The sequence below is a fragment of the Lysobacter korlensis genome (assembly GCF_042434515.1).
Map to the genome: position 1 here is coordinate 720,031 of NZ_JBHLTG010000001.1, position 21,016 is coordinate 741,046.

General features: G+C 64.8%; 17 protein-coding genes. 14 read left to right on the top strand and 3 right to left on the bottom strand.

The window, feature by feature from the left end; translation table 11 throughout:
* Positions 1 to 5 precede the first annotated feature (5 nt).
* The 8 genes from ACFFGH_RS03230 to ACFFGH_RS03265 all read left to right on the top strand — a co-directional run bounded on the left by ACFFGH_RS03230 (position 6) and on the right by ACFFGH_RS03265 (position 10,570).
* Positions 6 to 839 carry an ABC transporter permease gene (locus tag ACFFGH_RS03230; protein WP_386664751.1) on the top strand — a complete coding sequence of 278 codons (834 nt, stop codon included), beginning with the start codon at positions 6 to 8 and terminating at the stop codon, positions 837 to 839.
* The gene (locus ACFFGH_RS03235) at positions 829 to 2,184 is read left to right on the top strand and encodes an ABC transporter ATP-binding protein (protein WP_386664753.1); all 1,356 of its coding nucleotides are present in this window, start codon (positions 829 to 831) and stop codon (positions 2,182 to 2,184) included. Before ACFFGH_RS03230 ends, ACFFGH_RS03235 begins: the two co-directional genes overlap by 11 nt.
* Positions 2,184 to 4,004 (top strand): hypothetical protein, encoded by a 1,821-nt coding sequence (locus tag ACFFGH_RS03240; RefSeq protein WP_386664755.1) that lies wholly within the window; start codon positions 2,184 to 2,186, stop codon positions 4,002 to 4,004. Before ACFFGH_RS03235 ends, ACFFGH_RS03240 begins: the two co-directional genes overlap by 1 nt.
* Complete coding sequence (locus ACFFGH_RS03245) at positions 4,001 to 5,626, top strand: glycosyltransferase (RefSeq protein WP_386664757.1); 1,626 nt, start codon at positions 4,001 to 4,003, stop codon at positions 5,624 to 5,626. The genes ACFFGH_RS03240 and ACFFGH_RS03245 overlap by 4 nt, the downstream gene beginning before the upstream one ends.
* A gap of 11 nt (positions 5,627 to 5,637) precedes the next feature.
* Positions 5,638 to 6,702 carry a hypothetical protein gene (locus tag ACFFGH_RS03250; RefSeq protein WP_386664759.1) on the top strand — a complete coding sequence of 355 codons (1,065 nt, stop codon included), beginning with the start codon at positions 5,638 to 5,640 and terminating at the stop codon, positions 6,700 to 6,702.
* Between the two features lie 168 nt (positions 6,703 to 6,870).
* On the top strand, positions 6,871 to 7,473 hold the full coding sequence (locus tag ACFFGH_RS03255) for a hypothetical protein (RefSeq protein WP_386664761.1): 603 nt from the start codon (positions 6,871 to 6,873) through the stop codon (positions 7,471 to 7,473).
* Positions 7,474 to 7,527: 54 nt separating this feature from the next.
* Positions 7,528 to 8,961: an MBOAT family O-acyltransferase gene (locus tag ACFFGH_RS03260; protein WP_386664762.1), complete on the top strand. Its 1,434-nt coding sequence runs from the start codon at positions 7,528 to 7,530 to the stop codon at positions 8,959 to 8,961.
* Between the two features lies 1 nt (position 8,962).
* On the top strand, positions 8,963 to 10,570 hold the full coding sequence (locus ACFFGH_RS03265; RefSeq protein ID WP_386664764.1) for an alginate O-acetyltransferase AlgX-related protein: 1,608 nt from the start codon (positions 8,963 to 8,965) through the stop codon (positions 10,568 to 10,570).
* Here the strand turns inward: ACFFGH_RS03265 and ACFFGH_RS03270 are convergent.
* Positions 10,567 to 11,790 carry a hypothetical protein gene (locus ACFFGH_RS03270; RefSeq protein WP_386664766.1) on the bottom strand — a complete coding sequence of 408 codons (1,224 nt, stop codon included), beginning with the start codon at positions 11,788 to 11,790 and terminating at the stop codon, positions 10,567 to 10,569. The two genes, ACFFGH_RS03265 and ACFFGH_RS03270, sit on opposite strands and share 4 nt — an antisense overlap.
* Positions 11,791 to 11,997: 207 nt before the next feature.
* On the opposite strand from ACFFGH_RS03270, the gene ACFFGH_RS03275 reads away from it, so the two are divergent.
* From ACFFGH_RS03275 to ACFFGH_RS03295, 5 genes are all read left to right on the top strand, one after another.
* Positions 11,998 to 13,047: a glycosyltransferase family 2 protein gene (locus ACFFGH_RS03275; RefSeq protein ID WP_386664768.1), complete on the top strand. Its 1,050-nt coding sequence runs from the start codon at positions 11,998 to 12,000 to the stop codon at positions 13,045 to 13,047.
* 5 nt (positions 13,048 to 13,052) lie between these two features.
* Positions 13,053 to 13,439 carry a GtrA family protein gene (locus ACFFGH_RS03280; protein WP_386664770.1) on the top strand — a complete coding sequence of 129 codons (387 nt, stop codon included), beginning with the start codon at positions 13,053 to 13,055 and terminating at the stop codon, positions 13,437 to 13,439.
* 10 nt (positions 13,440 to 13,449) lie between these two features.
* Positions 13,450 to 14,304 (top strand): GNAT family N-acetyltransferase, encoded by an 855-nt coding sequence (locus ACFFGH_RS03285; protein WP_386664772.1) that lies wholly within the window; start codon positions 13,450 to 13,452, stop codon positions 14,302 to 14,304.
* Positions 14,305 to 14,314: 10 nt separating this feature from the next.
* Entirely contained in the window at positions 14,315 to 15,088 is a 774-nt protein-coding gene (locus ACFFGH_RS03290; RefSeq protein WP_386664774.1) for a PIG-L deacetylase family protein, read from the top strand.
* A gap of 76 nt (positions 15,089 to 15,164) precedes the next feature.
* A complete protein-coding gene (locus tag ACFFGH_RS03295; RefSeq protein WP_386664776.1) occupies positions 15,165 to 17,543 on the top strand; it encodes an FG-GAP-like repeat-containing protein in 2,379 nt (792 codons plus the stop codon).
* Between the two features lie 67 nt (positions 17,544 to 17,610).
* Here the strand turns inward: ACFFGH_RS03295 and ACFFGH_RS03300 are convergent, their stop codons facing one another.
* Both ACFFGH_RS03300 and ACFFGH_RS03305 read right to left on the bottom strand, forming a co-directional pair.
* Complete coding sequence (locus tag ACFFGH_RS03300) at positions 17,611 to 18,552, bottom strand: electron transfer flavoprotein subunit alpha/FixB family protein (RefSeq protein ID WP_386664778.1); 942 nt, start codon at positions 18,550 to 18,552, stop codon at positions 17,611 to 17,613.
* Positions 18,553 to 18,654: 102 nt separating this feature from the next.
* Positions 18,655 to 19,407: an electron transfer flavoprotein subunit beta/FixA family protein gene (locus tag ACFFGH_RS03305; RefSeq protein ID WP_386664780.1), complete on the bottom strand. Its 753-nt coding sequence runs from the start codon at positions 19,405 to 19,407 to the stop codon at positions 18,655 to 18,657.
* Between the two features lie 155 nt (positions 19,408 to 19,562).
* Here ACFFGH_RS03305 and ACFFGH_RS03310 point away from each other — a divergent pair, with 155 nt between their 5' ends.
* A complete protein-coding gene (locus tag ACFFGH_RS03310) occupies positions 19,563 to 20,975 on the top strand; it encodes a mannose-1-phosphate guanylyltransferase/mannose-6-phosphate isomerase (protein WP_386664782.1) in 1,413 nt (470 codons plus the stop codon).
* Positions 20,976 to 21,016 lie beyond the last annotated feature (41 nt).

Consider the following 21,016-nt stretch of genomic DNA (forward strand, 5'->3'; position numbering starts at 1 on the left):
CACGCATGATCCAGGAGTCTTCCGCGCCGCCGGCGGGGCTGGGCCACCTCGTGGGATCGCTGCACCAGCACCGGCAGCTGATCGCCCAGCTGACCCGGCAGGAGATCGTCGGTCGTTATCGGGGCTCGATGCTCGGCATGCTGTGGAGTCTGGTCACGCCCATCCTGATGCTGCTGATCTACACCTTTGTGTTCAGCGTCGTCTTCGGCGCGCGCTGGAGCGGGCTCGAGCAGGGAGGCAAGGCCGGGTTCGCCGTGGTGCTGTTCGCGGGCATGGCAGTGTTCAACGTGTTCTCAGACGTCGTTGTGCGTGCGCCGACGCTGGTGATGGCGAACACCAACTACGTCAAGCGCGTCGTGTTTCCGCTCGAGATCCTGCCCGTCGTGCAGATGGGCAACGCGCTGTTCCACTTCCTGATCAGCCTGCTCGCCTGGCTCGTGGCGGCGTGGTGGATCCTGGGCGGTGTGCCGGCGACGGCGCTTCTGCTGCCCGTCGTGATCGGGCCGCTGATCCTGGGAACGCTCGGGGTGGCGTGGCTGCTCGCATCGCTTGGCGTGTTCGTGCGCGACATCGCGCAGACGGTGGGCTTGCTGGTGACGGCGATGCTGTTCCTGACGCCGATCTTCTACCCGCTCGAAGCGATCCCCGTCGAATACCGGGATCTCATACGGCTCAATCCGCTGACCCACGTGGTCGTGCAGGCCCGTGACGTGCTCATCGAGGGGTCGCTGCCGGGCGCGGGCACCCTCGCATTGCATTGGGGCGCGGGCCTTGCCGTACTCTGGCTCGGGTTCGCCTGGTTCCAGAAAACCCGCAAGGGGTTTGCCGATGTCGTCTGATGCCCCTGCGATCAGCGTGCGCGGAGTCAGCAAGTGCTACCCCGTCTATGCACAGCCCGCAGACCGCCTGCGCCAGTTCATGATGCCCCGGCTGCGCCGCATGGCCGGTGCGCCGCCGCGCCGCTACTACGACGAGTACTGGGCGTTGCGCGATGTCAGTTTCGACGTCTACCCCGGCGAGCAGCTGGGCGTCGTCGGTCGAAACGGTGCGGGCAAGTCGACCCTGCTGCAGATCATCTGCGGCACCCTGACGCCGACCACCGGCACCGTCGACGTTTCGGGGCGCGTGGCTGCGCTGCTCGAGCTGGGTGCGGGTTTCAATCCCGAGCTCACCGGCGCCGAGAACATCAGGCTCAACGGCAGCGTTCTGGGCCTCAGCTCGGAGCAACTGGACCAGCGGTTCGACAGCATCGTCGCGTTTGCGGACATTCCCGGCTTCATCGAGCAGCCGGTGAAGAGTTATTCCAGCGGCATGTTCATGCGGCTGGCGTTCTCCGTCGCGGTGCATGTCGAGCCAGACGTGCTGGTGGTGGACGAGGCGCTCTCGGTGGGCGACGAGGCCTACCAGCGCAAGTGCCATGCGCGCATCAAGACCCTGCGAGACCGGGGCACGACGATCCTGTTCGTCTCACATTCTGCCGGGCACGTGACCGAGGTCTGTGACCGCGCCGTCCTGCTCGATCGTGGACGGCTGCTGTGTGCGGGCAGTGCGAAAGACGTGATCTCGCGCTACCAGAAGCTGCTCTATTCCAAGGCCGGCAGCGACGATGCCGATCCCGTTTCCGACGCCGGGGATGAGCGCGCAGATGGGCGTAGCGATGCGGCGCTGCCGGCAGGCACAGGTCGGCCGCGACTCGACGAGGCCTTCTGGGACGAGGGCTTGGCTCCGGAGAGCACAGTCGTTTACTCGTCGCGCGAGTGCAGCATCCACGATGCGCACCTCCAGAGCCTGGCGGGCGATCGGGTCAACGTGCTGCGGCCGGGCGAGGAGTACGTCTACACCTATCGTGTGGATTTCGATCAGCCCGCTGCGGGCGTACGCTTCGGCATGATGGTGCGCAGCCTGACAGGCGTCGAGCTGGCGGGGGCGGTCAGCCACCCCGAAGGAAAGCCGCTTGAGGTCGTGGCATCTGACGCTTCGGTGCAGGTGCGGTTCCGGTTCCGCAATCTTCTCAACCCCGGCACTTATTTTCTCAATGCCGGCGTCGTCGGCCTGCAGGGGGAGGAGGAGAAGTTCCTGGTGCGCTACATGGACGTGGCGATGTTCCGCGTGATGCGTGACCCCGAAGCGATCTCGACCGGCTTCGCGAATCTCGACGTAGAGCCGAGCCTGGAGTTCCTCTGATGCGATCGCAGGGAACGCCTGAAGCCGTCTTCGTGCTCGGGATGCACCGCTCGGGCACGTCGGCCACGGCGGGGGCCTTGGCTCGGCTGGGTGTGCGCCTGGGAGACCGGCTGGTGCCGCCAGCGCCCGACAACCCGGACGGCTACTTCGAGCACGCGGCGATCGTCGGGATCAACGAATCCCTGCTCGACTCCCTGGAGCGCAGCTGGGACGACGTCCGCGCGCTTCCGCCCGCATGGTGCGAGAGTCCGGCAGCGCATGCGGCGGCGGCGGCCGTTGAGGCCGTGCTCGGCGAACTCGATGGCCAGGGGCTGTGGGCACTGAAGGACCCGAGAATGAGTCGGCTCCTGCCTCTATGGACCCATTCGTCGCTGCTCGAGCGGCGGTCTGCAGCCTGCCTGCTCGTGATTCGCGACCCGGACGAGGTCGCCGCATCCCTCGAGACCCGCGACGGCATGCCCGCGATGCAGGCCCATATCCTCTGGCTGCGCCATGTGCTGGAAGCCGTGGAGGCGTCGTCCGCAATGCCGAGGACGGTAATCGCGTACACGGAGCTGCTGGCCAGTCCCGGCGCGACCCTGGAGCGTGCCGCATGCCGTCTCGGCATCGACCTGCCGGGCGATCCGGCAAGCGCCGGCTTGGAGGGGTTCCTGCGCGCTTCGGCGCGCCATCACCGCCATGACGGTCCCCGCACGGCTCGTACACCCTGGCATGCACTGGCTCTCGAGTGCTATGGGCTGATGACTGCAAACGCTGATCCCTGGGATCGGCTACCGGCGATCGGCCAGCGTTTTGAGGCGCTGTGCGCGACGGATTCGGTGTGGATCGAATGCTTGGGGCAGGCTGCACGTGCTTCGGACCTCCAGCGGCGTCGTCTTTCCGAACACGCCAACCGGATGGAGCAGCACGCGGCGGCACTGCAGCTCCGGATGGATCTGACCGATGCAGCTTTGGCTTCGGCCGAGCATATGTCGCTACAGCGGATGGAAGAGGCGCAAAAGCTGCGCAGCCAGCTGGACGAGACCGAGTCGGCGCTGGCCGTGGCCGAGCAGCTTTCGATCGAGCGCCTCGATGAGGCGCAGAAGCTGCGCAACCAGCTGGACGAGACCGAGCCGGCGTTGGCCGTGGCCGAGCAGCTTTCGATCGAGCGCCTCGATGAGGCGCAGAAGCTGCGCAACCAGCTGGACGAGACCGAGTCGGCGCTGGCCGTGGCCGAGCAGCTTTCGATCGAGCGCCTCGATGAGGCGCAGAAGCTGCGCAACCAGCTGGACGAGACCGAGCCGGCGTTGGCCGTGGCCGAGCAGCTTTCGATCGAGCGCCTCGATGAGGCGCAGAAGCTGCGCAGCCAGTTGGACGAAACCGAATCGGCGCTGGCCGTGGCCGAGCAGCTTTCAATCGATCGCCTTGAAGAGGCGCGACAATTGCGCGTCCAGCTCGATGCGACCGAGAGAGCAGTTGTCGAGCTTGAAAACCTGTCGCTGACGCGTTTGCACGAGCTGGAATCGACCCGCCGGCAGCTGGACGAGACCGACCGTGCTCTGGGGCGGGAGCAGAGTCGCTCGGTCGAACGACTGGGTGCCTGGGAGGCGGCGGTGGCCCGCGCCGATGCCCTCCAAGCGGAGGTTCAGACGCTGTCCGATGCGCTGGCCTCGGCCCGTAATGACGTGGAAGCGCTCTCGGCCGCGCTGATTGCGAGTCGCAACCAGATCACGCAAGTTGAAGAGGAGCTGGCGCGGATCCGCTCCAGTCTCGCTTGGCGGGCAAGCCAGGCATGCCTGTCGATTTTGTCACAGCGCGGCGACAAGAGCGGCGTCGCGTGACCTATCGCTACGCGATCGACTCGCTTGTCGTCCGCAATGGCCGCTGTTTCGGCTGGGGCTGGTTCATCGACGACCTCCTGCCCGCGCGGAGCTGCGAACTGCGCGTGCCGCTGGTTTCTGGCGATGAGCAGATGATCGCCTGTATTCCGGGCGGTATGCGTGAGGACCTGCGTGAAGCGTTTCCCGCTGTCCGGCATGCAGCGGCGGCGGGATTCCTGATCCAGGGCAGGCTCAGTCCCGATCTGGCTTATGACCGCGCTGCCGTGCTCGTCGCTACGCTCGTCGATGGGTCGCAGCGACGATGCGAAGTTCCGGCGTCACTGCTGTCGGCCGACGTCGGCGAACCGGGCGCAGGCATCGGTGGGGTGTTGGCTTCCTGGCAGCGGACGCTCACGACGGTGCCGGCGAGCGTGCGCGCGAGGGGCTGGAAGGCCACGGCCCGGGCAGCGGTGAGCCGCGGGCGCGAGCAGCTGCAACGTGTCGAACGTCAGTGGAGGCTGCGCCGCCTGGGCTCCGCGTCAGGACGCAGCGCTCTCGTGCTCGACCATGCGATGGGCGGCGGCGCCAACCACTACCGGACAGGGCTGGTCGCCCGGCTGTCCAGTACGGCGGACCACGTCGTCGTCATATCGCCGCTGCTGCATTTGCTGCAGTACGAGGTCGAGTACCACAGCAACGGACGCGTCGATCGATGGGCCGTCGACAGCCTCGCACCGGTGCTGGCAGCGCTGGAGACCGCACCTCAGCTCGACATCCATGTCAACGAGCTGGTGTCTTTCGAGGATCCTCTCGCGTTGATGGTCTGGTGCCGCGCACGAAGGCAGCAGCAGCGCGGCGAACTCGTCATGTACGTGCATGACTATCACGCAGTCTGCCCCGCCTGGACTCTGATTGGCACAGATGGCGCGTTCTGCGATATCCCGTCCCCCGACGTCTGCCGGCAATGCCTGCCCCGCAATTTCGCCAATACGCTCGGCTTCTCCCAGGATATTCCTGTCGATCGCTGGAGATCGGCATGGGGCGAATTCCTCGGCGCGTGCGACCGCGTCATCGCCTTTTCGCGTGCATCCGTCGCAATCCTGCACCGGGCGCATCCTCAACTGCCGCTGTCGCGTATTTCCGTCGAGCCGCATCAGGTCGATACTTCCGCCTTGCGCAAGGTCTCGGCCACTTCCGGGCCGCCCCTCGTCATTGCGGTGGCCGGTCACGTGAGTGCAGCAAAAGGCGCCTTGATGCTAGGCGAGATGGCCAGGCTGATGCGCATGAACGAGCTGCCGATGCGCATCGTCGTCTTCGGAACACTGGAACACCACGATCCATCCGATGGCATCGAGGTGCTTGGAGCCTATTCCCGTTCCGACCTGCCCGCGCTTCTGGAGCAGGAGCAGGTCGGGATCTGTTTTCTGCCGTCGGTGTGCGCGGAGACCTTCTCCTTCGTCACGGCCGAGTACATGGCGATGGACATGCCGGTCGCCGTGTTCCCCGTGGGGGCGCCCGCCGAAAGGGTCGGCAGCTATCATAAGGGGCTTGTCATCAGTCGCATTGACGCGGAGGCCGCGGTGGCCGAGATCGCGGCGTTCGCCGCGCGGATATGGCCAGACGCGTATTCCGCGCAAACATAAGGATCATGCCCATGGGAAAGACCATCGCGTTCACTTCGGCAGCGGTGAACTACCTGCCGAAGGTACGCAAGCTGTTTACTTCGATCAGGCGATACCACCCCGAGTTCGAACTGGTACTCGCGCTTGCGGATGAACTGCCCGCTTCGCTCGATCTCAGCGCCGAGCCTCTTGACGAGGTGTTGGCGCTGGCAGACCTCCCGATCGATGACAAGCGTCGTTGGACGTTTTTCCACTCCATCGTGGAGCTGGCGACCGCCATCAAGCCATACGCCCTTCTCGACCTGCTGGCGCGCCCGGATGTGGATCGTGTCCTTTATTTCGATCCCGACATGGTGCTGTTCTCGCGGCTCGATGATCTGCTCGGCCGACTTGACGGAGCGAACGTCGTGCTGACGCCTCACCTGACGCGTCCGGAGACCGATCTCGAGGCCATTCGCGACAACGAGATTTCCGCCCTCAAGCACGGCGTCTACAACCTCGGGTTTCTTGGCGTGAGGGATCAGCCCGAAGGCCGACGGTTTGCGCAGTGGTGGGCCGATCGGATCTACCATTTCTGCGTGGCGGATATCCCGGCCGGGCTGTTTACCGATCAGCGCTGGATCGATCTCGCGCCGGCATTCTTCGACGGCGTAGACATCCTCAAGAGCCCCCGCTTCAACGTGGCCACTTGGAATCTCACGAAGCGCGATCTGTCAGGGGATCTGCAGTCCGGGTTTGTCGTCGACGGCGAGCCGCTGGGCTTCTACCATTTCACCGGCTTCGACAGTGGCGCACATCGCGCGATGGCAACCAAGAATGCGCCCGGCAACACATCGGTCGACGCGCTCGTACAATGGTATGCCGACGAGGCGCGGTTCGACGCCGATGAGCCGGTTGCCAAGCTGCCTTGGGCGTATGGGGCGTACAGCGATGGCAGCCCGATCCCCTCGGCGCACAGAAGGATCTACCGCGCCCGGCCGGATCTCCAGGCGGCGTTTCCCGATCCTTTCGTTGCCGGTCGTGGGAGCCTGCGGGAGTGGATGCTGCTTCAGGGCCCCTTGGAACATCCGGAACTGGCGGAAAAAAAAAGTCCCTGACATCCCTTATGCCGGGGACGCGAGCAGGCTCGGGACTGTTCCATGCAGTCCGGCGTTTCCGCGCACTGGTCCTCCTGTTCGGCGTGCGCCCAGCAGTCGTGTTGGCCCTCAGGGCCGTACGGCGACGACTCAGTCATATGAATGCTCCACTTTGATAACGGAATGCCTATGAACGCCTCGAAGTTTCTGAATGCTCTGTCGATTGCAGCGCTGGGAATGGCGCTGGCCGGCTGCAGTGAGCGACCTGCAACCGCGCCAACGGCCGGAACCGGTCTTGCGTCCGCGTCGAACGGCGCTGCCGATACGGACGCCAATGCCGCTCCAGTGGCGGGCCCCCAGTTCGAGGCCAGCACCGATACGCCCGCGCTGACGGCGCTAGCTTCGCGAGGCACCTGCTCGCTTGAAAACGTGGTGGATACCAGCACGCAGACGCCGAGCGCGGGTGACGAGCCCAACACCTACCGGGCCGGCCGAGGTGCAACCTACCGCCTGATCGGGTTCTCTACCGATTCCGAACAGGGTGCAGTGCCCTCCGAAGTGCAGTTGCTTCTGCACAGCGCTGGCCAGTCCTACGCGCTGGCAGCCCAGGGTGGGCTTGAGCGCCAGGATGTCGCGTCGTATTTCAAGAAGCCCGGACTTGCCAATGCGGGCTACCAGGCCGACGCGGGTTTTGCCAACGTGGTGCCGGGCCGATACGAGGTCTTTGCGGTCAATACGTTCGGCAGTGATCGAATCCTGTGCCCGACGCATCAGGCGATTATCGTCGAATAAGATCGACAGTTGACGAAAAAGAGGCGCGTGGGCGCCTCTTTTTTTGGGTGACGTATGCTCTTCAGTTCTATCGTTTTCATCGCGTATTTCCTGCCCGCCTTCCTCGTGTTCTATTACACGATGGGCATGCGTACCGCGGCGTTGCTTACCGGCAGCGTCATTTTCTATGTGTGGGGTGAAGGCCCGTACGTCGCCCTGCTCGCCGGCCTGATCGCACTGAACCATGTGGTCGCGCATCGCATTGCAAAGGCGACGCCGGAGCGGGCGAAGATCTGGCTGGCAGGCGTGATCGGCACCAATCTCGCAGTGCTTGCTCTGTTCAAGTACGCCGGGTTCATTGCGGAATCGGTCAACTCGCTCGTTGGCGCCACCATGCTGCCTGTGCTCGATCTGCGCTTGCCGCTGGGTATCTCGTTCTTCACTTTCCAGCTCATCTCTTACGTCGTAGATGTGCACCGGCGTGAGGTCCAGCCCGAGCGCAACCCCATCGCCTTCGCGACCTACATTCTGATGTTCCCCCACCTGATCGCAGGGCCGATCGTCCGATATGCGGACATCCGCTCCGAACTGCAGCAACAGGGAAGGCACGTCCGTACGGGGCTTGGGGTGCAGTACTTCTGCGTGGGGCTTTCGCAGAAGGTGTTGATCGCGAACAGCCTCGCTCCCGTGGCGGACCATGCCTTCTCGCTTGGGGGCAATCTGGATGCCACGATGGCATGGCTGGGAGCCCTCAGTTACACGCTTCAGATCTATTTCGACTTCTGCGGCTATTCCAACATGGCGATCGGCCTGGCGTTCCTGCTGGGCTTCACATTTCCCAAGAACTTCGATTATCCCTACGCGGCTCAGTCGATCAGCGACTTCTGGCGCCGATGGCACATGTCGCTATCGTTCTGGTTCCGCGACTATGTCTATATTCCGCTCGGTGGTAATCGCGGTAGCCAGCCAAGGGTGCTGATGAACCTGCTGGTCGTGTTCTTCCTGACCGGCTTGTGGCATGGCGCGGCCTGGAATTTCATCGTCTGGGGACTCTTTCACGGCATGTTCCTGCTGACAGAGCGCCTGGGGTTCAATAAGGTGCTTCAACTGCTGCCGAGGCCCGTGACCGTCGTCTACACGATGCTGGTCGTCACGGTGGGCTGGGTCTTCTTCCGCGCGGAAGATCTGACGAGCGCCATGTTCTATCTGTCGAAGATGGCCGACGTTACGGCGTTCTACGAGCCCCTGATCGAATCCCGAGTGCTGATGTCCGCGCAGTTCTGGTTGGCCCTCGGCTGCGGAATCCTGCTTTCGCTGCCGACACTGCCGGCACTCATGGGCCGGCTCAGGCGTCCGTTGTACGGGTGCTCATCCGTCATTCCAGAGCCGCGCCTCGATACCCTCCGGGTTGCTGTTCTGCCGGCGCCACTGCTGCTGGCGGGCCTGTTCCTGTCCATTGCCCTGCTCGCCGGCACTTCGCTCAATCCCTTCCTGTACTTCCGCTTCTGACATGCCCGACATTCAGACCCAAGAGCCCCGTCGCTGGGGGCTGGTAAGCGCCGCCGTCGCCATGCTTCTCGCGCTGCATGCAGTGCCGCGCTTCCTCGACGCACCCGCCATTGCGGAAAACCGCGAGCTTGCATCGTTGCCAGCCTGGCCGGCGGCCGGAGCGGACTGGTGGGCGCTTCCAAAACAGCTTGATACCTACGTGCAGGACCGGTTCGCGCCACGAGCGCATCTGATCGGTGCACTCAACTGGTTGAGGATGCAGGCCGGCGACTCCGGCTCCAGCCGGGTCGTCGTAGGGCGCAATGGCTGGCTCTTCTACAACGATGGCTCCCACCTCGGAGCCGCGCGTGCCGCCACGCCGCTTCTGGATTCGGAGGTGGACCGTTGGGTCAGCACGCTGCAGGGCCGCGTCGAGCTGGCTGCGGAGGCGGAAATCCCTTACGTCGTCCTCGTTCCGCCGGTGAAGGAGCGTGTCTATCCGGAAAATGCACCGTCCTGGATGAAGGACGGCGGTGCAGCCGTCGATGGAGAGCGTCTTAGAAAAGCGGCCGAGGCGCGCGGTCTCAACAACGTGCTGTACCTTACGCCCGCCATGGCGCGCGCACGGCGCTCGCATGAGCCGGTGTACAGCCCGTACGACATCCACTGGACCGGATTCGGCGCCTACGAAGGTTATGTCGAGCTGGCGAACCACCTGAAAAGCCGGGGCGTTCCCATCGAGGTATGGCCGCTTTCGCGCTACACACGCACCGATCAGCCGGGCAATTTGCCGCGTGACGTCGCACTGATGCTTGGCGTCGCCGATTTCGTCACACACGAGTTCCCGAGTTTCGCGCATGCGGAGACATCAGGCCAGCTGAAGACCGAGTACCTGACGCAGAGGCATGACTGGACAGGCGCCCGTGTCATCGACACTGGTCATTCGAATAAGCCGGTATTGCTCCTTACCGGCGACTCGTTTTCGAATGACCTGTTGCCCTTTCTGTATCCGCACTTCAGTCGCTTGATCGTCGCCCATAACCAGGATGGTTATTTTCGCCAGGATCTGATCGAGCAATTTAGGCCCGATGCGATTGTTCTGGAAATCCTCGAGTCGGGCGTGCGTCATGCGATGACGCCAGCACTCGATCCCGAGTCCATGCGTGCGGGCCGGGATGCCGATAATTCGAAAAACGCTTTGTCGGCCGCGAAGGCAGTTCAAGTCCGTCCCTTTCGATGGGAGAGTGTTTCTGCTGCCGCGCTCTCGCAATGGAAGAATGCTGAGCCGACCGCGTGCAACTTCGAGGTCGCACGACGTTCTGGATCCGGGAGCGCTCCGGGGCTGAGTCTAGAAGGCTGGATGTTTGCTTCCAAGACTGTTTCCGGCAGCGGCAAGACCAGCTTGGTACTCGCGGACGGAGCGGGGAATGCATGGGTTATTGCGAGCGAGCACGACTTACCGCGACCGGACGTCGCAGCCCATTTCGGAGCTGCGGAGGCGGCTGACAGCGGCTTCAGTGTCGACGTTCCAGTGCCTCCGGGTGCAAAAGGAAAGCTGGAGGTGTTCGCAATCCGGGAGCACGGCCCCCGCGTCCTTCTGTGTCCGACAATACGGACCGTAGAGAGCTAGCGGCAGCGCTCCCGAATGGGCGACTGCGGTCGCAGCAGTGCAAGGGCGAGCAGCGCCGAGCAGGGAACCAGCAGATAAAGGTAGCGGAAATCGCACGCAATCGACGTCGGCAGGTATCCGCCGACGAAAACCCCGAGGCCTGCGATCCAGGGCAGCAGGGTCCATCGAGTTTCCGGATCGCGGCGCCAGACGAGTACTGCCAACACCAGGCCAAGCCCGATATAGAACCAGTGGCGCCACAGCGGCGTAGCGACGAGCGGCTTGACCAGCGAGAACAGCCGTGAGTCGCGCGCTTCCTGCTCGGGCCTGAATCCGGACTCTGCGAGGTACTCGGGAATACCATCGGTTCCCACGTGAACCGGCAGGCACCGCCACGGATCCTCGAAGCCCAGCAGCCACGAGAAGGCCGACAGGCGATGCGCGATGTACGCTGCCGGGTGATCCGCGACGGCATTCGCCCATGCGTCGCCTTCGCCAGACGTCTCCACCTGTTCGAACATCGACTGGATCGCCGGCGAGCCAAGTGTATCGATGCGTTCGCCGGTGTAGCGATCATGCAGCTGCGCAAGCGCTTCGCTGCCAGCGCCGGACCGCGACAGGGGCCCCGCACCTTCCGCACGTACTTCGATACCGGCCAGGTCATACCGTTTGATCAGGCGCGTGCCGATGCTGACATCGTCGCCCTGGGCGGTGTAGATCGAGCCGGTGGCGTTCTTTTCGAAGCTGGCTTCGACGGCGGCGCGGACGCCGAGATAACCGAGCACCACACCGGCGAGGACTGCGAGCCCGGCAATTCGCCGCCGACCGGGCGTGCGCCAACCTGCCTGTATCACCAGGTACGCAGGCGAGATCGCGAACAGGGGAAGAAGCACGATTCCCTGCTGGCGCACCAGCGGTATCGGAAGCAGCATTGCGAGTGCGAGCACGGCGAATCCAAGCCGGGCTCCGCGCGACTGATGCAGGGCGGCAATACTCAGGCCGAGCGAGGCGGCACACAGGGAGCCCAGCAGGACGTCTTTCCAGACGATGCCCACGTAGGTGAAGACGACAGGGTTCGCGATGACCGCAAGGGCCAGTATCCAGCGCCACCAGGCCCACTCCCCGCCGTCCTGCGATCCAACGGCGAGTCGGAAGGCTCCATAGGTGGCTGCCGCATTGAGGGCGACAAAAAGGGACGTGCCCACCGTGCCCAGCCCGAGCCAGTACAGCAGCGCACTCATGAATGGAGGTGCCCAGCTCGTAATGCGTCCGCTGATCGCCTCGTGGAGCTGGATCGTACTGTCTACGGTGAGGTGGCCGGGGCTGTGGAGCGCTACAGCGAGCAGTGCGAGGGCGGCGCATCCAGCCGACAGCGTCGTGATTGCAACGCGGGCCGGGACGCGGTGGGCGGTGAGGACAGAAGCATGCATCCGCGTATACTAAACGACATGTCGTCTACCGATTCTTCGTTGCTTTTGAAGTCACCCGTTTCCGTCGCGTCGCGGGACCCCGCGGTGGATGCGCGGATCGCTGTGGTGGTGCCCGCCTACAGGGTGAAGCGCCATGTGCTTCAGGTCATTGCCTCGGTACCTGCTGGCGTGGAACGTATCTACGTGGTCGATGACGCCTGTCCCGAGGGGTCTGGCGTGTTCGTCGAAGAGCAGTGTCGGGACCCGCGCGTTACCGTGCTGCGTAATCCCGTAAACCTTGGCGTCGGTGGCGCCGTAATGCACGGGTACCGTCGTGCAGCCGAGGACGGCGCCGATGTCGTGGTGAAGATCGACGGTGACGGGCAGATGGATCCGGCAATGCTGCCACGCATGGTCGGCCCCATCCTGCGAGGCCAGGCCGACTACACCAAGGGCAACCGGTTCTACGATCTGCGCTGCATCAGCCGTATGCCGCGTGCCCGCCTGTTCGGTAACGCCGTGCTGTCTTTCATGGCGAAAGCATCGTCGGGTTACTGGGACGTTTTCGATCCCACGAACGGGTACACCGCGATCCATGCACGCGTGGCGGCGCTGCTTCCTCACGAGAAGATCAGCGCGCGCTACTTCTTCGAGACGGACATGCTGTTCCGGCTGGGAACGTTCAGGGCGGTCGTGGTGGATGTCCCGATGGATGCCCAGTACGGAGACGAGGTCAGCAACCTCCATATCCGCAGGGTGGTTGGCGAATTTCTGTTCAAGCACATCCGGAACTTCGGCAAGCGCGTCTTCTACAGCTACTTTCTGCGCGATCTTTCGATCGCCTCCCTCGAGCTGGTGATCGGACTCGCCATGGTCCTGTTCGGAGTCGTCTTCGGCGCATGGCAGTGGTACGAGTCCTGGATGGCCGGCATGGCGACGCCGGCCGGCACCGTCATGCTCGCGGTTGTCCCGGTGCTCGTAGGGTTGCAGTTGCTGCTCGCGTTTTTCGCGTATGACATCGCGTCGGTCCCCAGATTGCCGCTTGCGGACCGGTTGGCCGGCTATATTCCAGGCCGGGGTAACAGATGAGGGCGATGACGCCGCTGTGGCGTCAGGGGTTGGGGTACGGCGCTGTCGGAGGCCTGCAACTGCTGCTCGACTGGCTGTCCTTCGTCGCGCTCACCGCGATCGGAATTCCTGCTGCCGTATCGAACGTTGTCGGGCGTATCGCAGGTGCGGTGCTCGGGTTCTGGTTGAACGGCGTCATCACGTTCCGGTCCGAAGGTGCCAGTCGCCTGGGTTGGGCGCGTTTCGGGCGTTTTGCCGCATCCTGGTCGCTGATGACGGTGCTGAGCACTCTGGCGGTGCACTACATCAACGCCCAGGCCGGCCTGCAATGGGCCTGGCTCCTTAAGCCGGCGGTCGACATCGTTCTGGCTCTGCTGGGATTCATCGCATCGCGCTACTGGATCTATCGTTGAAGGAGGCAGGATGCGCTTTGAACGTTCCCGATTCTCGGAACAGGCCCTGGCCCGGTACGCCAGCCTCTTCGCCGCGTGTTTCCCCACCGCGCACAAGTTGCAGCGCATCGACTACCTGCGCTGGCTCTACCTCGACAACCCGCTGGGGGAGGCAGTGGGTTTCGATGCGTTCGATGGGGAGCGGCTGGCCGCGCACTACATCTGCACGCGGGCGCAGGTGAGCCTCGAGGGGCGGCCGGGCCCCGCGCTGCTGTCCCTCAATACCGCGACCCATCCCGACTTCCAGGGGCGCGGGCTTTTCACGAAGCTGGCGGAGCTCACCTATGAGACGGGCGCCAGTGAGGGATCCGGTTTCGTCTACGGCGTTGCCAATGCGAACAGCACCCCGGGCTTCCTGCGGAAGCTGGGCTTCGGTCTGGTCGCGCCGCTGGAGGCCCGGTTCGGTGTCGGGCCATTGGGCCGTTTCGATTGGGAACGGATCGCCAGGGAGGCGCGCTTCCGCCAAGCCTGGACGCCCGAGTATCTCCGCTGGCGACTGGCCAACCCTGCCAACCCTGTCGCGGTGCGCGTCGAGGATGGCCGGCGCATCGGCGTCTCCGCGGCGACGGGCACTCCGATGCTGGAGGCATGGGCCGAGATTCCGGCCGTACCGGACCTGCGCATCACGCCGCGGCGAGGCGCACCCAGCGCCAGGCTCTGGCTGGGGCTCATGCCGCAAGGCGCCGGGCGTCTCGGCCTGTTTCCACCGGTGCCGTCACGTTTGCGTCCCTCGCCGCTGAATCTGATTTTCAAGCCCCTGGCCGGCGGGCCGGTGCCGCGGAGCGGTGAAGTGGCCTTCTCGTTTCTCGACTTCGATGCATTCTGACCCCCAGGCTGTGGTCGTATTCCTGTTCGCCCATCCGGACGACGAATTCGCATGCTCGATGTGGATCCGGGGTCTGGTGCGGCAGGGCCGTCGCGTTACTTGCGCGTACCTCACCGACGGCGGATTCGGTGGCCAGGCGACCGCTCGACGTGAATCGGAAAGCCTGCGTGCTCTTGCCATGCTCGGAGTGCGCGCGGCCGACGTCCGTTTTCTCGGGCGGGAACACGGCCTGCGCGACGGGCAATTGCATTCGAGGCTCCAGGACGGATGGGAGGTCCTGATGCAGTGGCTGGACGGGTTGGGAGAGGTCCAGTCAATCGTCGTGCCCGCATGGGAGGGCGGACATCAGGATCATGATGCGGTTCACCTGCTCGGCGTGCTCGCAGCTGCCGCACTCGGGGTCGAGGATGTCGAGCAAATTCCGCTCTATACGGGTCAGGGCCTGCCGGGGCCGTGGTTCAGGGTGCTCGCGGTGCTCGACTCGAATGGTCAGGCGGAGTTTTACCGGGCTTCGCCGCGTGAGCGCCTCGAGGCGGTTTTCCTGTGTCTATCCTATATCTCGCAGTGGAAGACCTGGCTCGGTCTGCTGCCATTCTTCGCATTGCACATGCTGGCGACAGGACGATTTCCCCGGCAGAGAACGTCCCTCGAGCGTTTGCGGGAACGTCCCCACCCCGGGCCGTTGCTGTACGAGCGCAGGGGCTTTCTGACCTATGCAGAATTCAGAACGCGGGCTGACCATTTCATGCGTTCGGATGCCCGGGCTCGTCGCTTCGTGACCTGAGTTGCATTAATCGATCCTGCCCCCCCAGCATGCTAGCGGCGCGCGCATTCTGCGCGGAGCATTCGTGGGTGCGGACATGAAAACGATCGGGTGGTGGGGAGCGCTGGGGGCTTTTACGCTCGCGCTTGCCGGATGTTCAAAGGGCGACCTTGCCGGAGGTGATGTGGCCTTCAGAGCGGCGGGGCCGGCCGCCGCGGAAGCGGGTCTGGCTGATCCGGCCGTTTTGCCGCGGCGCAGTCCGGCGCTCGGCAGCTTCGCGACGCTGCCAGACCGCGGAGCCTTTGCTCAACCCGACGCCCTCCGGCACGTCCGTCGAGAGGGCGCCTACGCCTGGCATCCCGTCCAGCTCAGCGAAGAGCATGCGATCAACGCAATCGGTTCAGGCGAGCTCGTCCTGCCCGCACCGGATGGTCAGGTGCTACGCCTGAGCTATGGTCACCATGTTGAACACGCCGATGGCAACTGGAGCTGGTTCGGACGCGATCGGCAGGGTCGCGATGCGATCATCACCTTCGGCGAGAAGGCCGTCTTCGGATCCATTCCGAACGGTGATGAGGAGCCACTTCGACTCATCGTCGCCGGCGGCCGGTCCTGGATGCTGGAAACCGATCGTCGAGCACTGGCGCATGTCGACAACGACCTGACCCGCCCGAAGCACCCGGATTTCCTGCTGCCGCCTGAGACGCCGGTCGTCGACGAAGGCCGTGTCGCCGCCGCCGCGGCGGCCATGGAAGCTTCGACGGGCACTAGTGCGCCCGTCATCGATCTCGTCCTCGGCTACACGGCGGGCTTCGCGTCCATGCTGGGCGGAGATTCGCAAGCGCGAACGCGCCTGACCTACATGGTGGATCTGACCAATCAGGCCTTCAAGACCAGTCAGGTGAATGCCCAGGTCCGCCTCGTCCACGCGATGCTGGTGGACTATGCCGACAATACCGCGAATGACAATACGCTCACGGAGCTTTCCGGCTACAAGTCCGGTAGCGGCTGGATTTCGGTGCCTGCCGCTTTGCAGCCGCTGCGCGACGCCCGTGAAAAGTACGGCGCCGACATGGTTTCGCTGGTTCGCCGGTTCAACCAGTCGACTAACGGAGGCTGCGGTATCGCCTGGCTCATCGGCGGCAGCCGCAGCACCTACGAGGTTGCCGACCATCCGTTCGCATACTCGGTCGTGAGCGATTCAGGCGGCAACCTCTATCCCGACGGCGGCTACGTCTGCCGCGACGAGACTCTTGCGCACGAGCTGGGTCATAACCTCGGTTCGCAGCATGACCGCACCACCGCGACGGATAACGGTACGCTCAAGTACGGCGCATTCGATTATTCGTTCGGAATGAAGAGCGGCGCCGGTGCAAGCAATTTCTACACGATCATGGCGTACGGGGACAGCGGCCAGTACAAGAACCGAGTGTTTTCCAATCCGCGCATCTCGATCTGCGGCGAATATCCGTCCAACTTCGCATGTGGCGTCGAAAACACGGCCGACAACGTGCGCAGCCTGAACCAGACGCTGGCGATTGCAGCAGGGTTCCGTGCGACGGTGGTGCCGATGAACGCCAAGGCGGTCCGCAACGACCTCAATGGCGACCGGAAGGCGGACATCGTATGGCGGAACGCGGCAAACGAGCTGCAGGCCCACTGGATAATGAGCGGGCCGGCAAGGGCCGCGGTCGCTTACAAGGCGGTCTCGTCGATCTATCGGATCATCGAAACCGGCGACTTCGACGGCGACGGCCGCGCCGACCTGTTGTGGACCAACAACACGAACGACCTCTTGTGGATCTGGCGCAGCCGGGGTGACGGACAGTACGACGTGCACTTCGTCGATGGCTATCCGCCAGGCTGGACGGTGGAGGGCGTGACCGATCTCAACGGCGACGGCAAGTCAGATCTCGTCTGGCGCAACAGTTCGCTGGGTCTGTTCGATTACTGGCTCATGAACGGTGCGACCCGCGTTGCGTCCGGGGTGAAGCAGGCGGTGTCGCCGATCTATCGCATCATCGGCACCGGCGATTTCGATGGCGACGGTCGCGGCGATCTGCTCTGGACCAACAACACCAACGATCTGCTCTGGACGTGGCGCAGTCGTGGTGATGGCCAGTTCGACGTCAACCTGGTGGACGGATATCCGCAGGGCTGGAGCGTCAAGGGGGTCGCCGATCTCAATGCGGACGGCAAGGCCGACATCGTCTGGCAGAACCCGGGGCGCGAGTTGATGGCGTATTGGCTGATGAACGGCCACGTGCGGATCGGCAGTGCGGACCGGTCCGTAGGATCCGCCTACCGGATCGTGACCACCGGTGACTACGATGGTGATGGCCGAGGTGATCTGCTGTGGACCAACAACAGCAATGATCTGCTGTGGATCTGGCGCAGCCGGTCCGACGGTGGATTCGATATCCAGTTCGTCGATGGATATCCGTCGGGCTGGGCGGTGGTCGGCGCAGGGCTCTGAAGCCGACCCGCCAACGCAAAAAGGCGCGGCCATGGCCGCGCCTTTTTGTTTGGGGCCCAGCGTTTGTTCAAACAGCGGCCTGCAGCTCCGGCAGGATCTGGAACAGATCCCCGGCCAGCCCGATGTCCGCGATCTCGAAGATCGCCGAATCCGGATCCTTGTTGATCGCCACGATCGTGCCCGCGTCCTTGATGCCGGTCAGGTGCTGGATCGCGCCGGAGATGCCGACGGCGATGTACAGCTCCGGGGCGATGATCTTGCCGGTCTGGCCGACCTGCAGTTCGTTCGGCACGTAGCCGGCATCGACCGCCGCGCGCGAGGCGCCGACCGCCGCGCCGATCCTGTCGGCGAAGTCGTAGATGACCTTGAAGTTCTCCGCCGAGCCGACGCCACGGCCGCCGGAAACGACGCGTTTGGCGCTCTGCAGGTCAGGGCGATCCGAGCTGCCGGCGGCGAGCCCGACGAAGCGCGTATAGGTCGGCAGCGCCGCCTCGACGTTCGCCGCTTCGACCGCAGCGCTGCCGCCGCGCGCGGCTTCAGGCCACGAGGCAGTGCGCACCGTGGCGACGACGATCTGGTCGGCCGGCGCCTCGACGGTGATGATCGCGTTGCCGGCGTAGATCGGGCGCTTGAATGTGTGGCTGCCTTCGACCGCCATGAGGTCGGACACCTGGTTCACGCCGAGCAGGGCGGCGACGCATGGCATGACGTCCTTGCCGAACGTCGTGCTCGGGCCGAACACATGGGTGTAGCCCGAGGCGAGCGCGGCGACCTGCGGGGCGAGCACCTGCGCGAGCGGGTTCGCGTTCGCCTCGTTGGCGACCGTGAGCACGCGCGACACGCCGGCGATCTGCGCGGCTTCGGTGCCGATGGCGGCTGCGTCCCCAGCGCCGAGCACGACCACGTCGATCGCGTCCGGGTTGAGCGCCTGCGCCGCCGACACGCACTTGGCGGTGGAGGCGTTGAGCTTGCCGCCGAGGTGCTCGGCGACGATCAGAACTTTGGACATGGCAACAATCCTTCTTGAAGCGGGCGGGCTCGCGTCACTGCAGGCGGTTCGCGCGCGCTCACCCGGGCCCCGTCCCGCGTGCGGGACAGGAGGTGGGAAGCATCAGAGCAGGCCGCGGGACTTTAGCGTCGATACAAGCTCGGCCGCGTCCTTGACCATGACGCCCTTGCTGCGCTTCGGCGGCGGGGCGAACTGCGTGGCCTTGAGCCCGGCGCTGACTTCGACGCCGAGGTCGGCGAACGCGATCGTCTCCAGCGGCTTGCTCTTGGCCTTCATGATGTCGGGCAGCTTGATGAAACGCGGCTCGTTGAGGCGCAGGTCGGTGGTCACGACCGCTGGCAGGTCTACTTCGAGCGTCTCGAGCCCGGCGTCGACCTCGCGGGTGACGGTGGCCTTGCCGCCCGACACTTCGACCTTCGACGCGAACGTCGCTTGCGGGCGGCCCCAGAGCGTGGCCAGCATCTGGCCGGTCTGGCTCGCGTCGTCATCGATCGCCTGCTTGCCCAGGATGACCAGGTCCGGCTGCTCGCGTTCGACGAGCTTGAGCAGCGTGCGCGCCGCGGTCAGCGGCTGCACGTCCGTGCCTGGCTCGACGACCACGTGGATCGCGCGGTTCGCGCCCATCGCCAGGCCGTTACGCAGGTGCGCCTGGGCATCGGCTGGGGCGATCGTGGCGACCACGACCTCGGTCGCGATGCCCTTGTCGCGCAGGCGCAGCGCTTCTTCGAGCGCAATTTCGTCGAACGGGTTGGCCGACAGCTTGACGCCGTCGGTGACGACGCCGGTGCCGTCAGGTTTGACCTGGATGCGGACGTTGTAGTCCACCACACGCTTGTAGCCGACGAGAATCTTCATCGAGTCGGGGTCCTTGATAAGGCGCGGCCGTCGCGGCCAAGACCCGACATTCTAGCCGAGCCGGCAGATGGCCGCAGTCACCCTGCGCTGATCGGGTAGGCCGAGGCTTGGAGCCCGGCTATCCTGAGCGCTGGCGTCGGAGCGCAGGACAAGTAATGCTTTTTCCGGTGGTGTTGAGCGGTGGCAGTGGCACGCGGCTGTGGCCGCTGTCTCGGCAGAACCAGCCCAAGCAGTTCCTCAACCTGATGGGCGACCACTCGCTGTTCCAGGAAACCGTGCTTCGGGTCAGCAAGCTGCCGCAGGCGCGGCCGCCGGTCACCGTCTGCAGCGAAGACCACCGGTTCATGGTCGGTGAACAGCTGCAGGCGGTCGGTGTGCCCAGCGGCGGCATCCTGCTTGAGCCGGTCGCCCGAAACACCGCGCCGGCGATCGCGCTCGCCGCCCTGCACGTGCTCGCGCAGGATCCGGACGGCACGATGCTGGTGCTGCCCGCCGATCACCTCATCGAGGACGAGGCCGCGTTCCGCAGCGCGATCGATGCCGCGCTGCAGCTCGGCGACGACGGCTGGCTGGTGACCTTCGGCATCCGGCCCGACTACGCCGAGACCGGTTACGGCTACATCCTGCGCGGCGAGCCGCTGGGCGAGGGCGGCTACCGGATCGCGCGCTTCGTTGAAAAGCCTGATCAGGAAACCGCCCAGCGCTACGTTGCGGAGGGCACCTACGCCTGGAACTCGGGCATGTTCCTGTTCAAGGCGCAGCGCTTCCTCGACGAACTGGCCCGCTTCGCGCCGGCGATGCTCGAAGCGGTGCGGAGCGCGTACGCCCAGGCGAGCATCGATCTCGACTTCACCCGGATCGGGCGTGAGGCATTTGCAGCCAGCCCGAGCGATTCGATCGACTACGCGGTGATGGAGAAAACCGACCACGCCGCCGTGGTGTCGGTCAGCTGTGGCTGGAGTGATATCGGCTCGTGGTCGTCGTTGTGGTCGGTCGCCAAGCGCGACGAGAACGGCAATCGCCACGAGGGCGACGTGATATCCGTCGATACGCGTGGCAGCCTCGTGCGCGCGTCCGACCGCCGCATGATCGCCACGCTCGGCGTCGAGGATCTGGTGATTATCGATACCGCCGACGCGACGCTGGTGGCGCGCAAGGATCGGGTCCAGGACGTCAAGACGCTGGTCGACCGACTCAAGGCCGACGGTCGCACCGAGCACCTGTTCCACCGCAAGGTCTACCGGCCGTGGGGCAGCTACGACTCGATCGCGGTCGGCGAGCGCTTCCAGGTCAAGCGCATCGTGGTCAAGCCCGGTGCCGCGCTGAGCCTGCAGAAGCATGCGCAGCGCGCCGAGCACTGGATCGTCGTGTCGGGCACGGCGGAGGTGACCTGCGGCGAGCGCGTGTTCGACCTGCACGAGAACGAAAGCACGTTCATCCCGCTCGGCAGTGTGCATCGGTTGCGTAACCGCGGCAGCGAGCCCGTCGAGCTCATCGAGGTGCAGTCCGGCGGGTACCTCGGCGAGGACGACATCGTCCGGCTCGAGGATGTGTACGGCCGGTCCTGACCGCGCGGTGCGTGCCTGTAGGTCCTGCCCGAAAGTGCAGT

Bases quoted from the DNA above. Each gene is read 5' to 3' on its own strand.
- ACFFGH_RS03275 (WP_386664768.1), top strand. From the start codon at position 11,998: ATGTCGTCTACCGATTCTTCGTTGCTTTTGAAGTCACCCGTTTCCGTC.
- ACFFGH_RS03310 (WP_386664782.1), top strand. From the start codon at position 19,563: ATGCTTTTTCCGGTGGTGTTGAGCGGTGGCAGTGGCACGCGGCTGTGG.
- ACFFGH_RS03300 (WP_386664778.1), bottom strand. From the start codon at position 18,552: ATGTCCAAAGTTCTGATCGTCGCCGAGCACCTCGGCGGCAAGCTCAAC.
- ACFFGH_RS03285 (WP_386664772.1), top strand. From the start codon at position 13,450: ATGCGCTTTGAACGTTCCCGATTCTCGGAACAGGCCCTGGCCCGGTAC.
- ACFFGH_RS03255 (WP_386664761.1), top strand. From the start codon at position 6,871: ATGAACGCCTCGAAGTTTCTGAATGCTCTGTCGATTGCAGCGCTGGGA.
- ACFFGH_RS03265 (WP_386664764.1), top strand. From the start codon at position 8,963: ATGCCCGACATTCAGACCCAAGAGCCCCGTCGCTGGGGGCTGGTAAGC.
- ACFFGH_RS03295 (WP_386664776.1), top strand. From the start codon at position 15,165: ATGAAAACGATCGGGTGGTGGGGAGCGCTGGGGGCTTTTACGCTCGCG.
- ACFFGH_RS03270 (WP_386664766.1), bottom strand. From the start codon at position 11,790: ATGAGTGCGCTGCTGTACTGGCTCGGGCTGGGCACGGTGGGCACGTCC.
- ACFFGH_RS03240 (WP_386664755.1), top strand. From the start codon at position 2,184: ATGCGATCGCAGGGAACGCCTGAAGCCGTCTTCGTGCTCGGGATGCAC.
- ACFFGH_RS03305 (WP_386664780.1), bottom strand. From the start codon at position 19,407: ATGAAGATTCTCGTCGGCTACAAGCGTGTGGTGGACTACAACGTCCGC.
- ACFFGH_RS03260 (WP_386664762.1), top strand. From the start codon at position 7,528: ATGCTCTTCAGTTCTATCGTTTTCATCGCGTATTTCCTGCCCGCCTTC.
- ACFFGH_RS03230 (WP_386664751.1), top strand. From the start codon at position 6: ATGATCCAGGAGTCTTCCGCGCCGCCGGCGGGGCTGGGCCACCTCGTG.
- ACFFGH_RS03280 (WP_386664770.1), top strand. From the start codon at position 13,053: ATGACGCCGCTGTGGCGTCAGGGGTTGGGGTACGGCGCTGTCGGAGGC.
- ACFFGH_RS03250 (WP_386664759.1), top strand. From the start codon at position 5,638: ATGGGAAAGACCATCGCGTTCACTTCGGCAGCGGTGAACTACCTGCCG.
- ACFFGH_RS03235 (WP_386664753.1), top strand. From the start codon at position 829: ATGTCGTCTGATGCCCCTGCGATCAGCGTGCGCGGAGTCAGCAAGTGC.